The organism is Clostridium sp. 1001283B150210_160208_E6 (assembly GCF_015669365.1).
Classification (GTDB): domain Bacteria; phylum Bacillota; class Clostridia; order Clostridiales; family Clostridiaceae; genus Clostridium; species Clostridium paraputrificum.
In genome coordinates this window covers 60,132-76,940 of the sequence record NZ_JADPAA010000013.1, presented here as the reverse complement: position 1 = coordinate 76,940, position 16,809 = coordinate 60,132, and the positions used below count along the sequence as shown (strand labels likewise).

Annotated in this window: 16 protein-coding genes; 15 read left to right on the top strand and 1 reads right to left on the bottom strand. The window is 30.3% G+C overall.

Features of this window, described 5'->3' with window-relative positions; translation table 11 throughout:
- Nucleotides 1–254 precede the first annotated feature (254 nt).
- The 3 genes from rpsA (at nucleotide 255) to I4V16_RS13430 (ending at nucleotide 2,840) form a co-directional block, all read left to right on the top strand.
- Nucleotides 255–1,400: a 30S ribosomal protein S1 gene (rpsA, locus tag I4V16_RS13440; protein ID WP_049178963.1), complete on the top strand. Its 1,146-nt coding sequence runs from the start codon at nucleotides 255–257 to the stop codon at nucleotides 1,398–1,400.
- A gap of 370 nt (nucleotides 1,401–1,770) precedes the next feature.
- Nucleotides 1,771–2,106, top strand: a complete 336-nt coding sequence (locus tag I4V16_RS13435; protein WP_049178962.1) for a PadR family transcriptional regulator — start codon at nucleotides 1,771–1,773, stop codon at nucleotides 2,104–2,106.
- Between the two features lie 5 nt (nucleotides 2,107–2,111).
- Nucleotides 2,112–2,840 carry a hypothetical protein gene (locus tag I4V16_RS13430; RefSeq protein ID WP_099328893.1) on the top strand — a complete coding sequence of 243 codons (729 nt, stop codon included), beginning with the start codon at nucleotides 2,112–2,114 and terminating at the stop codon, nucleotides 2,838–2,840.
- A gap of 274 nt (nucleotides 2,841–3,114) precedes the next feature.
- On the opposite strand, the gene pyk is transcribed toward I4V16_RS13430, so the two are convergent.
- On the bottom strand, nucleotides 3,115–4,533 hold the full coding sequence (gene pyk, locus I4V16_RS13425) for a pyruvate kinase (protein WP_099328172.1): 1,419 nt from the start codon (nucleotides 4,531–4,533) through the stop codon (nucleotides 3,115–3,117).
- A gap of 176 nt (nucleotides 4,534–4,709) precedes the next feature.
- Here pyk and I4V16_RS13420 point away from each other — a divergent pair, with 176 nt between their 5' ends.
- The 12 genes from I4V16_RS13420 (at nucleotide 4,710) to minC (ending at nucleotide 16,808) form a co-directional block, all read left to right on the top strand.
- On the top strand, nucleotides 4,710–6,161 hold the full coding sequence (locus I4V16_RS13420; protein WP_195966889.1) for an aminoacyl-histidine dipeptidase: 1,452 nt from the start codon (nucleotides 4,710–4,712) through the stop codon (nucleotides 6,159–6,161).
- A 406-nt stretch (nucleotides 6,162–6,567) separates the two neighbouring features.
- Nucleotides 6,568–6,747, top strand: coding sequence for a MarR family transcriptional regulator (locus I4V16_RS13415; protein ID WP_049179239.1), 180 nt, complete (start codon nucleotides 6,568–6,570; stop codon nucleotides 6,745–6,747).
- Nucleotides 6,748–6,883: 136 nt separating this feature from the next.
- Entirely contained in the window at nucleotides 6,884–7,393 is a 510-nt protein-coding gene (locus I4V16_RS13410; RefSeq protein ID WP_049179238.1) for a GNAT family N-acetyltransferase, read from the top strand.
- 146 nt (nucleotides 7,394–7,539) lie between these two features.
- On the top strand, nucleotides 7,540–8,169 hold the full coding sequence (locus tag I4V16_RS13405; RefSeq protein WP_049179237.1) for a C40 family peptidase: 630 nt from the start codon (nucleotides 7,540–7,542) through the stop codon (nucleotides 8,167–8,169).
- 333 nt (nucleotides 8,170–8,502) lie between these two features.
- Nucleotides 8,503–9,189 (top strand): SPOR domain-containing protein, encoded by a 687-nt coding sequence (locus I4V16_RS13400; RefSeq protein ID WP_099328895.1) that lies wholly within the window; start codon nucleotides 8,503–8,505, stop codon nucleotides 9,187–9,189.
- A 205-nt stretch (nucleotides 9,190–9,394) separates the two neighbouring features.
- Nucleotides 9,395–9,961 carry a Maf-like protein gene (locus I4V16_RS13395; RefSeq protein WP_049178026.1) on the top strand — a complete coding sequence of 189 codons (567 nt, stop codon included), beginning with the start codon at nucleotides 9,395–9,397 and terminating at the stop codon, nucleotides 9,959–9,961.
- Between the two features lie 34 nt (nucleotides 9,962–9,995).
- Complete coding sequence (gene radC / locus I4V16_RS13390; RefSeq protein WP_049178024.1) at nucleotides 9,996–10,685, top strand: DNA repair protein RadC; 690 nt, start codon at nucleotides 9,996–9,998, stop codon at nucleotides 10,683–10,685.
- 19 nt (nucleotides 10,686–10,704) lie between these two features.
- Nucleotides 10,705–11,718, top strand: coding sequence for a rod shape-determining protein (locus tag I4V16_RS13385; protein WP_049178022.1), 1,014 nt, complete (start codon nucleotides 10,705–10,707; stop codon nucleotides 11,716–11,718).
- A 10-nt stretch (nucleotides 11,719–11,728) separates the two neighbouring features.
- Nucleotides 11,729–12,574 (top strand): rod shape-determining protein MreC, encoded by an 846-nt coding sequence (gene mreC, locus I4V16_RS13380; protein WP_049178021.1) that lies wholly within the window; start codon nucleotides 11,729–11,731, stop codon nucleotides 12,572–12,574.
- Nucleotides 12,575–12,586: 12 nt separating this feature from the next.
- On the top strand, nucleotides 12,587–13,078 hold the full coding sequence (gene mreD / locus I4V16_RS13375; protein ID WP_049178020.1) for a rod shape-determining protein MreD: 492 nt from the start codon (nucleotides 12,587–12,589) through the stop codon (nucleotides 13,076–13,078).
- Nucleotides 13,075–15,936, top strand: coding sequence for a penicillin-binding transpeptidase domain-containing protein (locus I4V16_RS13370; RefSeq protein WP_195966888.1), 2,862 nt, complete (start codon nucleotides 13,075–13,077; stop codon nucleotides 15,934–15,936). The genes mreD and I4V16_RS13370 overlap by 4 nt, the downstream gene beginning before the upstream one ends.
- Before the next feature lie 224 nt (nucleotides 15,937–16,160).
- Nucleotides 16,161–16,808, top strand: coding sequence for a septum site-determining protein MinC (gene minC, locus I4V16_RS13365; RefSeq protein ID WP_049178018.1), 648 nt, complete (start codon nucleotides 16,161–16,163; stop codon nucleotides 16,806–16,808).
- Nucleotide 16,809: the final 1 nt, after the last annotated feature.

Genomic DNA, 16,809 nt, shown 5'->3' with positions numbered 1-16,809 from the left:
TTGAAAGCACAAAGGCGAAATTAGCCTATAAAAGGATAAAAGAGTTAAGTGAAAACAAGTGGTATTTAATAACTCTTTATATCGTAATTTACCTCGTTGTAGCTATGTGATTCATTTTTTTACCTATTTTCTATATTATACCATAAACTTATTTGGGGTAAATATATAATATAATGTATATGCTACTTGTATTAGCAATAACAATAATATAGAATTTAAATTGGATTAAAATTGTATTTTAGGGAGTGATTTATATGACTAATGAAACAAACATGAATAGCATGAGTGAGTTTTTAAATGATTATGATGTTAAGAGAATAAGAGAAGGAGAAATCCTTGAAGGTAAGGTTATAGAAGTAAATGATAAGGAAGTAATAGTTAATATAAATTATGCTTTTGATGGAGTTGTATCTAAAGAGGAATTAACTTATGAAGGAACAAATCCTGAAGAAGTTGTAAAGAAGGACGATGAATTTAAAGTATACGTTTTATCACCTAATGATGGAGAAGGGTATGTATTACTTTCAAGAATTAAGGCTTTAGCTGTTACTGAAAGAGAAGAGCTAAAGAAGGCATTTAAATCAGGAGAATTAATAAATGTAAATGTTAGGGAAGCTGTAAAGGGCGGAGTTGTAGCTTATTATGGTGGAGTTAGAGTATTTATTCCAGGTTCTCAATTAGGTAGAGAAAGAGTTGAATCTTCAGCTGTAGTAGGAAAGACTCTTGAAGTTAAGTTAATAGAATTAGATTTAAGAAATAGAAAAGTTGTTGCTTCTAGAAGAGTAATAGAAGAAGAGCAATACCAAATAGAAAAGAAAAAAATGTGGGATTCTATTAATGAAGGAGAAAAGAGAACAGGTGTTGTAACAAAGATAGCTAAGTTTGGAGCATTTGTTGATATTGGTGGAGTTCAAGGATTAGTTCATATAAATGATTTAGCTTGGGGAAGAGTTAAGAGAGTTGAAGATGTAGTTAAGGTTGGAGACAAAGTTGAAGTATTTGTTGGTGAAGTTGATAGAGAAAAAGAAAGATTAGCTTTAGTTTTAAAGGATGTTAACAGTGAACCATGGAAGGTTCATGGAAGTTCTATAAAAGATGGAGCTGTAATGGAAGGTAAAGTAGTTAGACTAACTAACTTTGGAGCTTTCGTAGAAGTTTTACCTGGAGTTGAGGGATTAGTTCATATTACAGAAATAACTGATGAAAACATAGCTAAAGCAAGTGATGTATTAACCGTAGGACAAAATGTTAAGGTTAAAGTTCTAAGTGTTAATAAAGAAGATAAGAAGTTAAGCTTAAGCATCAAAGAAGCTGTTGAAAGAAATAAAGAATACATGAAGTATAATGATAGTGAAGAAGGATTAAGTTTAGGAGATTTATTTAAAGATCTTAAGTTTTAATTAATTAAATAAAAATATGGAAAAATCATATAGAGATTTCTCCATTATGCAGATGGGCGAAAAAAATTGACGGCTCTACAGTCGCCTTGGCGATTTTTTTACTGTCTAGAAAGGTATAAAATTTTAATCGGCTATTCAAGTATAATAATTTTATAATTTCCTTACTTTTAGTACGAGTGGGGTGGATATTTGTTTTGATGTGACTTGGAGCGCAGCGACGGAACAAGCAAAATAAATATCCACCTCACCTTTTTTATTGACAAAAAATGTGAAATGGAATATATTAAAAGTAAGTACTATGCAATACATAGTACTTACTTTTTATAAAGACTACTATGTTATACAAAGTAGGAGAAGGGATAGATTTGCTATGCAAGATAAATCGCAATTATTAAAAGGCGTTTTAGAAGGGTGTATATTGAAAATTGTAAAGCATAAAAAGGAAACGTACGGATATGAAGTGGTAACAGAATTAAGGACTTTTGGGTTTGGTCAATGTACAGAAGGAACGGTTTATCCATTGTTGACAAGATTAGAAAAAAGAAAAAGTTTAGCTTCACAAAAGAAGGAATCTCCACTTGGCCCTCAGAGGAAATATTATTCATTGACTGAAGAAGGAGAAAAAGAACTTGAAGAGTTTACAAGAACCTGGGACGAGTTTAAGGGGTTCGTTGACGGAATATTTAAGTATTATGAAGGGAAGTAGGATTGATGAATAAGTTAGATAAACAAATAAAAGTAAACTATAGCAATATGATGAAAATAGACAAAGGATATCAGGATTTAGTTACAAATATAGTATGTTATCTAAGAGGTAAATTAAATAGTGTTGATGCAGAAGAAGCAATTAATGATGTAAATGATATTTTATTAGGGGCTCAGTCTAGAGGCGAGGATCTAGGGGTATTAGTTGGAGATTACAAGGAGTTCTGCGAAAATATAATAGATGCGTATAGGGGAAGTGACAAGTGGTATTCACTAAAATCGTATTTCTATGACTTTGGAGGTATTTCCGTATATATGTTAGTGTTCTTTATTGCATTAGATATTCTTTCAAGTATATCTAATGTTAAGCCACTAACTTTATCTAATATTTTAAATATGAAATATACAATATCATTAGCACCAATTATATCTCTTATAATTGCCCTTATATTTTCTATTGGTGTAGTAAAATATATATGTACTCATCCAGTGGAAAATGAAAATGGAAATAAGAAGGAAGCTATAATGTTTTTTATAATTATTTTTATTGTATTATCATTTATGGTGGCATCAACTTTTTTCTTTAGAAAGATAGAGATATTTACCTTTAGTAATATACCGATAATAATTATTATAGCCTCTTTGGTATGTTTAGCTGTTATAGGAGCTAATATTATTAAATTCATAAAGGTTAGAAGAATGGATAAGGTATCCAATAAATATAAAAATATATAAATATATAAATATATAAATATAAGCTATAGGAAGGTGTTACCTATAGCTTATATTTAATTTTTTATCAAAATCAGATATATAATCTTCATATTCTTCTACCTATGTTATACATAAATTAACAACTCCAATTATTAATTTTAAAATAGAAAACGTACAGGTTAGTAAGCAGGACTTATGTTCCACTTAGCAAACTGTACGTTAAATATATAAATGTTATAGCATCTATAAAAATTTCAATGTAAGAAAAAACTGGAACTTGATAGTAATCTAATCTTTATAGCTTTTCTATCTTTAACATATTTGTTCCACCAGTTTGAGTTGTTGGCATTCCGGCAGCAACAATAATGTCATCTCCTGGATTAGCAAAGTCAACTTCAATGGCCTTATTTTTAGCTTCGGTAAGAATTTCATCTGTTGTATTAAACATTTCACATTTAAGAGGTAAAACACCAAAGTTTAATGCTAGATTTCTTCTAACCTCTTCAAAAGGAGTAATAGCTATTATAGGACATTGAGGTCTATATTTTGATAAAAGTCTAGCAGTGGAACCACTTTTGGTAGCAGCGACTATTGTTTTAGCATTTAATACAAAGGATGTTCTACAAGCTGAGTAGCTTATAGCATCCGCATAAGAAGATGTTGTAGGATCAATATTTCTGTTAAGTAAATGGTCATACTCTAGGTTTTCTTCAGCTTCAATAGCTATTCTAGACATTGTTTCAGCGGCTTCAACTGGGAAGCTACCAGAAGCACTTTCTCCAGAAAGCATTATGGCATCTGTACCATCAAATATTGCATTACATATATCAGATGCTTCGGCTCTTGTTGGAAGAGAGTTTCTTATCATAGAATCTAACATTTGAGTAGCTGTAATAACTATCTTACCTGCAGTATTACACTTCTTTATTATCTTCTTTTGAATTATTGGAACTCTTTCTATAGGAATCTCTACTCCCATATCGCCTCTAGCAACCATAACTCCATCAGTTACTTCAATTATTGAATCTATATTATCTACACCTTCTTGGCTTTCAATCTTAGCAATAATTTTAATATTTTCACCATTATTTTCTTTAAGAACTTTTCTAACTTCTAATATATCACTTGCTTTTCTAATAAATGATGCAGCGATGAAATCTACACCCATCTTACATCCAAATATGATATCATCTATATCTTTTTCTGTAATAGAAGGAAGTTGTATTTTTACATTAGGGACATTTACTCCCTTATGATTTTTAATCATACCTCCCACTAAAACTTTACACTTAATTTCTTTTCCAATTACATCTATTATTTCGAACTTTAATAGTCCATCATCTACTAAGATACTACCTCCAACCTTAACATCTTTATATAAAGTTTCATAAGAGATAGAACAGCGCTTATCATCTCCTAGAAGTTCTTCTCCACATACAAATGAGAACTCTTGGCCATTTTTTAATTCGACACCATCATTTACAAAATTATGAGTTCTAATTTTAGGACCCTTAATATCAAGAATTATTGCAGTTGAAGAATTCATTTCTTCTCTTAATTTTTTTATAAGATCAATTTTATCTTTATGGGTTTCATGAGTACCATGAGAAAAATTTAGTCTTGCAGCACTCATACCAATTGTAATAAATTTTCTTAAAGTTTCTTCATTGTCGCTAGCAGGTCCGATAGTAAAAATCATTTTAGTTTTTTGCATTTGAGATTCCTCCTAAAAATAATGTTTTTTGTCAAAATTATTATGTGCAAACATTAAAAAAGTAAGTAATGTTTATTTATTTTGCACATAATTAAAATAAGAAAATAATTTTATGATATACTGTAGATGTTTATAGTATAATTTTAACATATTATATCTGAAAAGGAGTCAAAATAATGGAAATTTTACAAAACTTACAACCTTATGAAGTATTTAAATATTTTGAAGAGATATCTAATATCCCAAGAGGATCAGGTAATGAAAAAGCTATAAGTGATTATTTAGTTAACTTTGGTAAGAATCTTGAATTAGAAACAATTCAAGATAAAGCCTTAAATGTAATAATTAAAAAACCTGCAACTAAGGGATATGAAAATGCACCTACAGTTATTATCCAAGGTCATATGGATATGGTGTGTGAAAAGAATAAAGATACAGAACATGATTTTACTAAGGACCCTATAAAGTTAGTTGTTAAGGGTGATGAAATATATGCAGATGGAACTACTTTAGGAGCAGATAATGGTATTGCAGTAGCTTATGCTATGGCAGTTCTTGCAGATAATTCAATAGAACATCCAGCTATAGAAGTTCTTTTAACTACAGATGAAGAAACAGGTATGACTGGTGCTATGAACATAAATAAAGATGACATACAAGGAAAAATTCTTCTTAATATTGATAGTGAAGAAGAAGGGTATTTACTAGTAAGTTGTGCTGGTGGAATAAGAACTAAATCTTCTTTAGATATTACTTGGGAAGCTTTAGATGATGAAAAGATATTTGAAATATCAGTAAGAGGGTTAAAGGGTGGTCATTCAGGTTCTGATATCCATGAATGGAGAGGTAACTCTAACAAACTTATGGGTAGAGTATTAAAGGATTTATTAGAAAAGATAGATTATAAAATAGTATCTATTAATGGTGGATCTAAGAATAATGCTATACCAAGAGAAGCAGATGGAATCCTTGCTATAAAGGCAGCAGATGAAGAAAAGCTAGTAAGAATAGTTGAAACATGGGATAAGGTATTTAAAAAGGAATTAGAAGCACAAGATCCAGGAGTTTCTTTAACTGTTAAGGAAGTTTCAGTAGAAAGCAAGAAGGCGTTTAATAAGGAAACTACTGAAAAGGCTGTAAACTTATTATTTGTTTATCCTAATGGAGTAAATACAATGAGTCGTAACATAGATGGCTTAGTTGAAAGTTCAACAAATATAGGCATACTTACAACTACTGACTCAGAAGTTATTTTTGATAGTGCTGTTAGAAGTTCAGTACCATCTTTAAGAGCTGATATAGAAGAGAAGGTTAAGACAATTACTGAATTAGCTGGAGCTAAATATTCTGCTAATGATGGATATCCAGGTTGGGAATATAAGGCGGATTCTAAGGTGAGAGAAATTTGCAAAGATGTATATAAGAAGATGTATGGTGAAGAACCTGTAGTTTATGCTTTACATGCTGGAGTTGAATGTGGTTTATTTGAAGAAATTCTTGGTGATTTAGATATGATAAGCTTTGGGCCTAATATAAGAGGAGCTCATACTCCAGAAGAACATTTATCTATTTCTTCTACTAAGAAGGTATGGGAATACTTGTTAGAAGTATTAAAGGCTATTAAATAAGGTTAAGCAAGATAAATGAGATAATAATGATAATTAAGATAGGGAAGAAACTGCTTTCGGGCAGTTTCTTTTCTTTAGTGAATGGAGAAGAGCAATAGTGGGTACAAGGTAAGAAATACAAGGTAAAAAGTTAAGCAGGTGAATAAAGATTCCTGAATATTTAAATCTATGATTTAACAATATGAATGTGATCAATAAGTGAGGATAAAACTTTGATAGCGATAAAGTTTCTATAGTAGTAAGGAGTATTTATAAATTAATAGCATTAGGGTGGACAATCTTTAGAAGCAAAAACTTTTTACTTTAAATTGTTAGTTATTTATATTAAGTAATAATTAGTATTGATTAATTAACATATTATGGGTATAATATTAATATAGTAATGAAATTCAAGGAGGAATAGAAGATGGACGTTAAAGAAAAAGTGTTAGAAGTTTTAAATAATTCAGCTGAGCCTTTAAAGGGAGGACAAATTGCAGAAATATCTGGGTTAGATAAGAAGGATGTAGATAAGGCAATTAAGGCTCTTAAGTCGGAAGAAAAGATCATATCTCCAAAGAGATGCTTTTATGCAGCTAATAAATAGGAATTATTAAGGGACTATCTATTGATGGTCTCTTTTTTGTTTAAAACTATGGATAACTATTCATTAATTAAAGGAAGGGAATATAAACTCTCTGTAGAATTATTATATTTAAGTGATTTAATGGGAGGAGAGTTAGTTGATAGATATTGGATTTGAATTTAAGGACTATTTAGTATCAAGTGTAGAAGAAGATGGACTAGAAGAATTAAATAATTGGATAAAAATAAATAATAGCGAAGATCATACTTGTTATTCATTAGATAGTCAAATGTTTTATAGAAGGTTTTTAGAATATTATGTAACGGAAAATGAATTCTTTTTAGAGATACACAAAAATAATGAGCTGGTTGGAGTGTTTAAAGGAAGATTAGAGTTAGAAAATAAGAAAGAATTATTTATATGGCTTTTCATAATAAAAAAAGAATTAAGGAATGAAGGCTATGGTTCTGAAATTGTGGCAGGAGTCATAGAATATTTTATAAGACAGTATACAATAGATACTATAAAAGTTGGAGTTGTACAAAACAATTTAGAGGGCATTTCTTTTTGGGATAGTAAAGGATTCAAAGTAGAAAGGATAGCTAAAGACTTTTTTCAAGATGAAGAAGAAAATGGAAGAAACCTAGTTATTATGCAAAGACAATAATATGTAAATAAAATGGCTTGACTATTTTGGAATAAATTACTATAATTAAAAAAGTAGGGCAAGAGGAACGTCCTATAAATGTGTGTGAAAATGTTTACTAAAACTATTGTGGGAAGTGAAACTTTCTTAAAGGAAGGGGAGTATCTATGATTTCAAAAAGAAAGATACTTACTAAGGCTGTAGCTATTACAGTTGTATGTGCAGCAGTTGCAATGGTAGGTGCAGAAAGTATAAGCGCAGATACAAGTGCAAAGACAAAACAGGGTGTAGTACTTAAGACAAGCGAACTTAAGGTTAATAAAGTAATTGTGTCACCTAAAAAGGTTGAAGAACAAAATACTGTACAATCTTCAAGATCATCAAACACAACAGGTAAGAAAAATACTAATTCTTCTATAAACAGAGGAGTGAACAAGTCATCAAGCCAAGTAGCAAATTATGCTTATAACTTCTTAGGAAGACCATATGTATATGGTGCAAATGGACCAAATGCATTCGATTGTTCTGGTTTTACAAGTTATGTATATAGACATTTTGGGGTAAGTTTACCACGTACAGCTAGATCGCAATTTAGTGCAGGAAGTGCAGTGTCAAGAGATAATTTAGCGCCTGGAGACTTAGTGTTCTTCAATACAGTAGGATACTTAGGTCATGTTGGTTTATACATTGGTGGCGGTGATTTTATACATGCAGCATCAAGTGGTAGGGTTAAAATAAGCTCTCTTAATGAGGGATACTACAGAACAAGATATGCAGGAGCAAGAAGAGTATTTTAATTTTAGTTTTTAGTGTATGAATATATGAGGTCTCTACTTAAATTTATTTAAGTAGAGATTTTTTTACGTCTAGGAAAATATAAAAATTTAATTTGCTATAAATCAAAGGTATTATTACAATTTCATATTAAAAAAATATAAAATTAAGGATAATAATTTTATATTTTCCTTACATTTAGTAGGAGTGGGGGGGGATTTGTTTTGATGTGACTTGGAGCTTTGTGACGGAACAAGCAAAATAAATATCCACTCCACCTTTTTTTGTGTTTAAATTACGAATATTTATCCTTTCTAAGTAATATACATAATATTAAAAAAGTAAGGGGGTAGAATATGAGATACACAAGATACGACTATAAGAAGAAAGGCGGAGGAGGTTTCTTTTTATGGATTCTATTAATCATTATTTTAGCAGTAGCTATAGGAATTACTATCTTCAAGATGTTTTTTAGTGAGGGGGAAATAAGTAATTCACTTAAAGTACCTAATAAAAGTCAGCAAGAAGAAAGTATTAATACAGCTGAGAATAGTAGCATATTTAAAATAATCCAATGTGGGTTGTTTTCTAAAGAGGAAAATGCTAATAGCACTTTAACAACATTACCTTCTTCTATGACTGGATTTGTAATTCAAGAGGATGGCAAGTTCAAAGTTATGGCGGGTATCTATAAAGATGAAGAAAGTGCAAAAAAAACAGAAGAGTTAACTAAGGCATCAATTAATAACTTCACTATTAAGTGTTGTATACCAAAGGATTCTTCAGAAAAAAAGATAGAGGCACAAATAATAGAGGGATACTTGCAGATAATAAATAAGTTTGAAGAAAGTGACGTAAAATCAGTAAAAACAGTTGATTTTAAAAAGTGGACAGAAGAAACAGTAGCAAATATAAAAAGTCCTAGTGAAGAAGTTCAAAATTTGGTAAAAGTTATTAAAGAGTTACCTGATGAATATACCCAAAAGGATGTTAAAACATCTAAGGATTTTTTATACAAATTACTCATAAAATATCGAGTATAGTAAAATCTTAAGAATAAATTAAAATGCATTAGAATTAAATGAACATACTTGTTTATAAGTATATATAATGATAAACTATATTAGGTGTAGTGATGCTTACAACCATTTGCTACACCTAAGATTTTATAAAAAATACAAAAAAATATGTCTATAAAATGATAAAAATGGCAATACTATTTGATAGTATACTTTAGGAGTGAGAAAATTGAAGATAGTATTAGCTTCAGCTTCTGAAAGAAGACAAGAATTATTATCTAGATTAGTTGAAGAATTCGAAGTTATTGTAAGTAATTTTGATGAAAATACGGTTGTTTTTAAAGGGAATGTAAAAGAGTGTGTAGAAAATATAGCTTTAGGTAAAGCTATAGATGTACAAAAAAATATACATGAAGACGTCATTATAATAGCAGCAGATACAATCGTAACTTTAGATAATAAAATTTTAGGTAAGCCTAAAGATGGGACAGAGGCTTTTAGTATGCTTAAAGATTTAAGTGGCAGAACACATAATGTTTATTCTGGAATTGTATTAATAAATACAAAGACAGGGAAAATTATCAAAGATTCCTTATGTACTGAAGTGAAATTTTCAAAGCTTAAGGATGAAGAGATAATTAAATACATAGAGAGCAAAGAACCACTTGATAAAGCAGGAGCATATGGAATTCAAGGTAAGGGTGGTATTTTTGTAGAAGAAATTAAAGGATGTTATTACAATGTTGTAGGACTTCCTTTGAATAAGCTTAAAAGTATGATGGATAAAATAATATAAGGGGTGGGGAATCTAATTTAAGAGGAGTGTATAAATGGACAACAATCTTAAGATTTTAGATTTACCATTAAGTGAAAGACCTCTAGAGAAATTACTTTCTTTAGGAGCGGAAAGTTTAAATAATTCAGAGTTATTAGCAATAATATTAAGATGTGGCGTTAAAGGAGAAAATGTTCTTTCTTTAAGTCAAAGAATATTATGCGAATTACAAGGCTTAGACGGTATTATGAATGCATCATACGACGAAATAACTTCAATAACAGGAATAAAAAAAGTTAAGGCATCACAGATTTTAGCAGTAGCTGAACTTTTTAAAAGATTTAATACTCTGAAGAGTAATAGAATTGAAATTGGAATATCAAATCCAAAGGATATATCTAAATTACTTATGAATGAAATGAGTTGTTTAAATCAGGAAGTTTTAAAATTAGTGGTATTAAATACTAAGAATAAAATTATAAGAGTAAAGGATGTATTTAAAGGAAGTTTAAACACATCAATAGTACATCCAAGAGAAATTTATTCGGAAGCTATAAGATGTGGTGGCGCTTCAATTATAATATGTCATAATCATCCTTCTGGAGATGCTACTCCTAGTAAGGAAGATATTAACATAACTGCAAGGATAAAAGAATGTGGTAAAATAATAGGAATAGAATTATTAGACCATATTATTATTGGAAATAATGAATATACAAGTTTAAAAGAAAAAGGAATTATATAGCTGAAAGGGGAAAAATACAATGGGATTTTTTGGAACAAGTAAAGACATGGGAATAGATTTAGGTACTGCGAATACTCTTGTTTTTGTAAAAGGAAAGGGAGTAGTTTTAAGAGAGCCTTCAGTTGTTGCTATAAATAATTTAACAAAGAAGCCTTTAGCAGTAGGTGCTGAAGCTAAACTTATGATTGGTAGAACACCAGGGAACATAGTAGCAATAAGACCTTTAAAGGATGGAGTTATAGCTGACTTTGATGTTGCTCACACTATGATTAAATCATTAATTGAAAAGGCTGCTAGTAAAGGTGGATTTAAAGCACCTAGAATTATAGTATGCTATCCATCAGGAGTAACAGAAGTAGAAAAGAGAGCTATTGAAGAAGCAACAAAGCTTGCAGGAGCAAGAGATGTTATCTTAATGGAAGAGCCAATGGCAGCAGCTATAGGAGCAGGACTTCCAGTAAGTGAACCAACAGGAAGTATGATAGTAGATATTGGTGGTGGAACTACTGAAGTAGCTATTATATCACTTGGAGGTATTGTAACTAGCAAGTCATTAAGAGTTGCTGGAGACGAATTAGATCAAGCAGTTATAGCTTACATTAAGAAAGAGTATAACCTTATGATAGGTGAAAGAACTGCAGAACAAGTAAAGATGGAAATTGGATCTGCTTATAAAGTAGAAGATGAAGATAGAATAATTGAAATTAAGGGAAGAGATTTAATAACAGGTCTTCCAAAGATTATTGAAGTTTCAGAGTCTCAAATAAGAGAAGCTCTTAAGGAACCTGTATATGCAATAATTGAGTCTATTAAGACAACATTAGAAAAGACTCCACCAGAACTTGCAGCTGATATTATGGAAAAAGGAATAATGCTTGCAGGTGGAGGAGCTTTATTAAAGGGATTAGATGTGTTAATTGGAAAAGAAACAAATATGCCTGTTCATATAGCGGAATCACCTCTTGACTGTGTAGTTCTAGGGGCAGGAAAAGCTCTAGAGGATTTCGACAAAATAAGTAGAGAAGAAAGATAGAGCATAATATATGAAGCTTCTTAAGAACAAACTGACAGTAACTATTATAGTGCTGTCAGTTGCATTTTTAGGGTTAATTACCCTTACTGTTAGTAGAGACGATAAAGGATTAGAAAGTGGAGCAGGCAGCACTTTAAATCCAGTTCAAAAAGTTGCATATGGTTTTAATAGAGGTGTAAAAGATTTTGTTGATTTCTTTTTAAATTTTTCAGATGTTAGGGATGAAAATAAAGAATTAAAGAAAGAAAATGATAAGCTTAAGGCCGAAATAGATGAGTATTCTAAATTAAAAGAAGAAAATGAAAGACTTCAAAAGGTTTTAAATTTTAAAGATGAAAAGAATAACTATGATTACATAGGTACTAATATAATAGGTATTAGTGGCGATAGTATACTAAACGGATACATTGTTGATAGAGGAAAAGACGATGGAATAGAAAAAGGGATGGTAGTAATTTCAGCTGATGGTCTTGTGGGACAAGTTTCCTCGGTAGGGAAAAATTGGGCTATAGTACAATGTATAGTAAATGAAAATGTAAAGGTTGCTGTTATGGTAGACAGCACTAGAGAAAACACAGGAATACTACAAGGATATAAAGATTATTTTAATAATAATTTAGCTAAGGTTCTAAATCTTCCTATGGATTCAGAAGTAAAAGAAGGGGATGTTATAGTTACTTCAGGATTAGGAGGATATTATCCAAAAGAAATTAAAATTGGTGAAGTGGTTTCTGTTGAGGAAGATAGGGTTAAAGTAATGAAGAGCGCTATAGTAAAACCTTATGTAGACTTTAATAAAATAGAGGAATTATTTATAGTGGCTCCAAAAGATAAAAGAGAAATAAAATATGACTAAGAGGTGTGGGATATGAAGAGATTTATAATAGTATTAATATCAATATTATTATTGATATTAGATAATTCATTGTCACCCTTTATAGCTATAAAAGGAGTATATCCAAGTCTCTTGTTTATCTTTGCAATAGCCTATTCTATAATCAATGGGAAAAAAGAAGCAGTATTTATAGGAGTAGTAAGTGGATTATTACAAGATATATTCTTTTTTAATGGATTTGGAATTAATGCACTAGTCAATATGTTATGTTGTCTTTTTGCAGGATTAGTTGGTGAAGGTATATGGAGAAATAAGAAACTTATTCCTGTAGGAACTATGTTTGTAACTACTTCATTAAGAGTGTTTGGAATCTTTATTATAATGTATTTATTAAAAATTAAAGTAGATGTGTTAAGAGGTATTTTTGCTGGACTTTACAATTCTATAATTATGTTTTTTGCTTATCCTTTATTTTATAAGTTTTTATATAATGATGAGGAAAAAACAAAGTGGAGGTTTAAATGATAGTTAATAAACCCAATAAGAAAAAACAATTATCAAGATATTCTGTCTTACTAATAATTATGGGAATTATATTTACAGTGATGACAGTAAAGCTCCTTTATATTCAAGTATATAAACATGATGATTATAAGGAAAAAGCTGATACAACATCAACAAAATTTGTATCAGAAAAGGCACCAAGAGGAATTATATACGACCAAGATGGTAATCTTCTAGCTACAAATAAGCAAACTTATTCAATAAGCTATACATCTACAGATTTATCAAATAAACAATTCTTTACTACTATGGATGAAGTGTTTAAGATACTTAAGGATAATGGGAAGACTTTTGAAGATACTCTTATATTAAAGTTGAATGATAAAAATCAGTGGTATTTAGAATATAAAAATAGTGATGATGATTTAATTAAAATAGAGGATTTAAGATTTAAGAAGGATAGAAATCTTGATGCGGAAGTACAAAAGAAATTATATCCTGATGCTGATGAGCTTAGTGATGAACAAAAAGCTAAAATAGATGATGAGTTAGTTAAAATTACCCCTCAACAAATCTATTATAAACTTGTTAAGGATTATGGATTAATTAGTTTAATATATCCAAATCCTACAAAAGAAGAGCAAGATATGATTAAAAACATGTCTGGAGAAGAAATTGCAAAAGTTGTATCTGAAAAATATAGTCTTACACAACAAAGAGATTATATTGTAATAAAAGATGCATTAAAAATGAGAAGTTATAGTGGCTATAAGTCTGTAACAATTGCAAGCAATATAGAAAAAGATATATATTTCAATATTATGCAAAGACTTAATGACTTACCAGGTATTGATGTTGTTCAAGAGCCAATTAGATATTATCCATATAAAACTACTGCATCATCAGTATTAGGATATTTATCTTCTATAGATACATCTCAAAAAGAGAGTTATGAGCTAAGAGGATACGATGCATCTTCAGATCTTATTGGTATTTCAGGAATAGAAGCAGCCTTTGAAGAACAATTAAAAGGTGTAAAAGGTGGGACTACAGTAAAAGTAAACTCTACAGGTAGAGTAACTGAGGAGTTATTTAAGTTAGAATCTTACCCAGGAAATAATGTGCATTTAACAATTGATAAAGATGTTCAATATGCTGCAGAGCAAGCCTTAAAAGATAAGATGGAAGAGATTAAAGCAAAGAATAATGGTGAGTTTAATACAGCTAATAGAGGAGCTGTAGTAGCAGTTGAGGTAAAAACTGGAAGAATACTAGCATCTGCATCATATCCAGATTTTGATCCTAATTTATTTGCTATACCAGGACAGCTTACTACTGAGGAGTATAAAAAATATTTTAATCCGGATCTTGAGACATTTGGAAAAGAACTGATAAAAACTAAAAACTTAAAGAATGTTACAGTAGATGATTTATTTCCAGACTATGGAGATGGTAAAGGGAGAAGAGATATATATGATTTATATCCTAGATCTTTCTTTAACTATGCGACACAAGGTTTATTACCACCAGGATCTATTTTTAAGCCTTTAACTGCAGTTGCTGGTTTAGAAGAAGGTGTTGTTAATCCCGATACAATTATCTATGATAAAGGAAAGTTTACTGAGCATTCAGATTTATATGGAAACTTCCAACCAGAATGTTTAATATATACTACTAGACATCAAACTCATGGTGCTGTAGATGTAGGTAAAGCGCTAGAAGTTTCATGTAACTACTATTTCTATGAAATTGCTTATAGATTATACCAAAAGGCAGGTGGTGGTGTTAATGCTATGGACACCATTGCAAAATATGCATGGAAGTTTGGTCTTGGATATGATGTTAATAGTCAAACTGAGAGAGGAACTGGTATAGAAATAGAAGAAAGAGTTGGGCAAGTATATAGTTTTGATGCATATAAAGAAAATGCAATCTATTATGCTAAATTTGATTTAGCAGCTGCTTTAGAAAGTGGTTCATATGAGAATATGTATACTTTTATTCCTTTTGATTATTCATATAGGGATGAAGATAGCGAAAAAGTTTATAATGCTAAAAAGAGTTTAAAAGATAAAGTAGAAGCTGCATTTTGGAAGTTAGGTACTGATGAAGAAATAACTAGCAATGAAGAACTTGCAAAAACTTTAGTAAGTGATATAAAAACTATAATGAGTAATTCAGAGCTATATAAGAAAAATGTAGAGGAATATAAAGCTAAAGGTAAAACTTATAATGAATCAGCTCAAGCAAATACTATAGCAGAAATTATTGCTAGATTTATAATAAATGATAGAGGTACTGTTATAAAGTCTCCAGCCCAAGAAGTAAATTCATCTATAGGTCAAGGTATGAATAACTTTACACCTATGGAGCTTGCTGGGTATATTGCAACTTTAGCTAATGGTGGAACAAGATATAAACTTCATTTTGTTGATAAAATAACGACACCAGATGGTAAAGTTGTTCAAGAATTCCCATCCCAGGTAGTAGAAAAGATAGAAATGAAACAATCTACTATAGATGCAATTAGAGATGGTATGAGAAGAGCGAACAATGAAGATGGAGGAACAGCTGCTGCAGCATTTAGAGGATTCCCAATAGAAACAGGTGGTAAAACAGGTACAGCTGATTTTAGGGATAACCAATCTGATATAGGAAGAGCGCCATATGCAACTTATGTCAGCTTTGCGCCATTACATGATCCTGAAATAGCATTTGTAGGTGTTGTTTATGATGGAGGACATGGTTATTATACTGCGTCAGTAGCTCGTGCTGTTTATGAGGCATATTTTAAAGATAGGTTACCAGAAGGATATACTTCTGAAAGTTATCAAAAATATGTAGTAGGAGCTCCAGCGGACAATAAGGCAAGTAATTAAAATTTTATATCTTCCTAGCCAGTAAAAAAATTAAAAGGAGAAATCGCGTTGTGATTTCTCCTTTTTTTCTTGTAATTAAATATTACCAGTTTCAGCAATTTTATGATAATGTCTACAAAATCATAATATTTAATGATATAATAAAATAGATTTCTTATAATAAGAAGGAATGTAATATTTTTTGTTGAATTATATAAGTGCTAGTAATTGGTGGAGGGTAGCCAATGGGAAATGATAGAATAATTATAAAAGGAAATAAAGAGGGATTAAATGCAATAATAAATATAGATAAGTTTGGCAACTTTGAAGAGATGTTAGATGCATTAATAGAAAAACTTTCAAAAGGAAAGAAGTTCTATAAAGGATCAACTTTATGCATAACAACAAAGCTTTCCTCTTTAACAGAAAAGGATGTAGAAAGTTTAAAAGTTGTTTTGTTTGAAGAGATTGGTATAAAAGATATAGTGTTTGAAGATAAGGATGTAAAGGATAAAGAATCGGAATCAAAAATATTCAATGGAGTTTACGAAGGCAGAACTAAGTTCATTAGAAAGACTGTAAGAGGTGGACAATGTGTTGACTTTCAAGGGAACATTGTAATTGTTGGCGATGTAAATAGTGGAGCTGAAGTATATGCAGGGGGCAATATAATTGTTCTTGGTAGCATAAAAGGAAATGTGTATGCAGGAGTTGGGGGAAATAGAAAAGCTATAATAGCAGCATTTGCACTTCAGCCTGAAATCTTAAAAATAGGAGATATAATAACAATTTCTCCAGACGATTTTGAAAAGCCTAAATATCCAGAAGTGGCAAAAGTAAAAGATGATGCCATAATTGTTGAACCGTATTTAACTAATAAGTATATATATTAAA

What these genes read in the sequence shown, in the direction of transcription:
- I4V16_RS13420 (WP_195966889.1), top strand. Translation starts at nt 4,710, where the DNA reads ATGGAAATTTTACAAAACTTACAACCTTATGAAGTATTTAAATATTTT.
- I4V16_RS13435 (WP_049178962.1), top strand. Translation starts at nt 1,771, where the DNA reads ATGCAAGATAAATCGCAATTATTAAAAGGCGTTTTAGAAGGGTGTATA.
- pyk (WP_099328172.1), bottom strand. Translation starts at nt 4,533, where the DNA reads ATGCAAAAAACTAAAATGATTTTTACTATCGGACCTGCTAGCGACAAT.
- rpsA (WP_049178963.1), top strand. Translation starts at nt 255, where the DNA reads ATGACTAATGAAACAAACATGAATAGCATGAGTGAGTTTTTAAATGAT.
- I4V16_RS13400 (WP_099328895.1), top strand. Translation starts at nt 8,503, where the DNA reads ATGAGATACACAAGATACGACTATAAGAAGAAAGGCGGAGGAGGTTTC.
- mreD (WP_049178020.1), top strand. Translation starts at nt 12,587, where the DNA reads ATGAAGAGATTTATAATAGTATTAATATCAATATTATTATTGATATTA.
- I4V16_RS13370 (WP_195966888.1), top strand. Translation starts at nt 13,075, where the DNA reads ATGATAGTTAATAAACCCAATAAGAAAAAACAATTATCAAGATATTCT.
- I4V16_RS13405 (WP_049179237.1), top strand. Translation starts at nt 7,540, where the DNA reads ATGATTTCAAAAAGAAAGATACTTACTAAGGCTGTAGCTATTACAGTT.
- minC (WP_049178018.1), top strand. Translation starts at nt 16,161, where the DNA reads ATGGGAAATGATAGAATAATTATAAAAGGAAATAAAGAGGGATTAAAT.
- I4V16_RS13415 (WP_049179239.1), top strand. Translation starts at nt 6,568, where the DNA reads ATGGACGTTAAAGAAAAAGTGTTAGAAGTTTTAAATAATTCAGCTGAG.
- mreC (WP_049178021.1), top strand. Translation starts at nt 11,729, where the DNA reads ATGAAGCTTCTTAAGAACAAACTGACAGTAACTATTATAGTGCTGTCA.
- radC (WP_049178024.1), top strand. Translation starts at nt 9,996, where the DNA reads ATGGACAACAATCTTAAGATTTTAGATTTACCATTAAGTGAAAGACCT.
- I4V16_RS13430 (WP_099328893.1), top strand. Translation starts at nt 2,112, where the DNA reads ATGAATAAGTTAGATAAACAAATAAAAGTAAACTATAGCAATATGATG.
- I4V16_RS13385 (WP_049178022.1), top strand. Translation starts at nt 10,705, where the DNA reads ATGGGATTTTTTGGAACAAGTAAAGACATGGGAATAGATTTAGGTACT.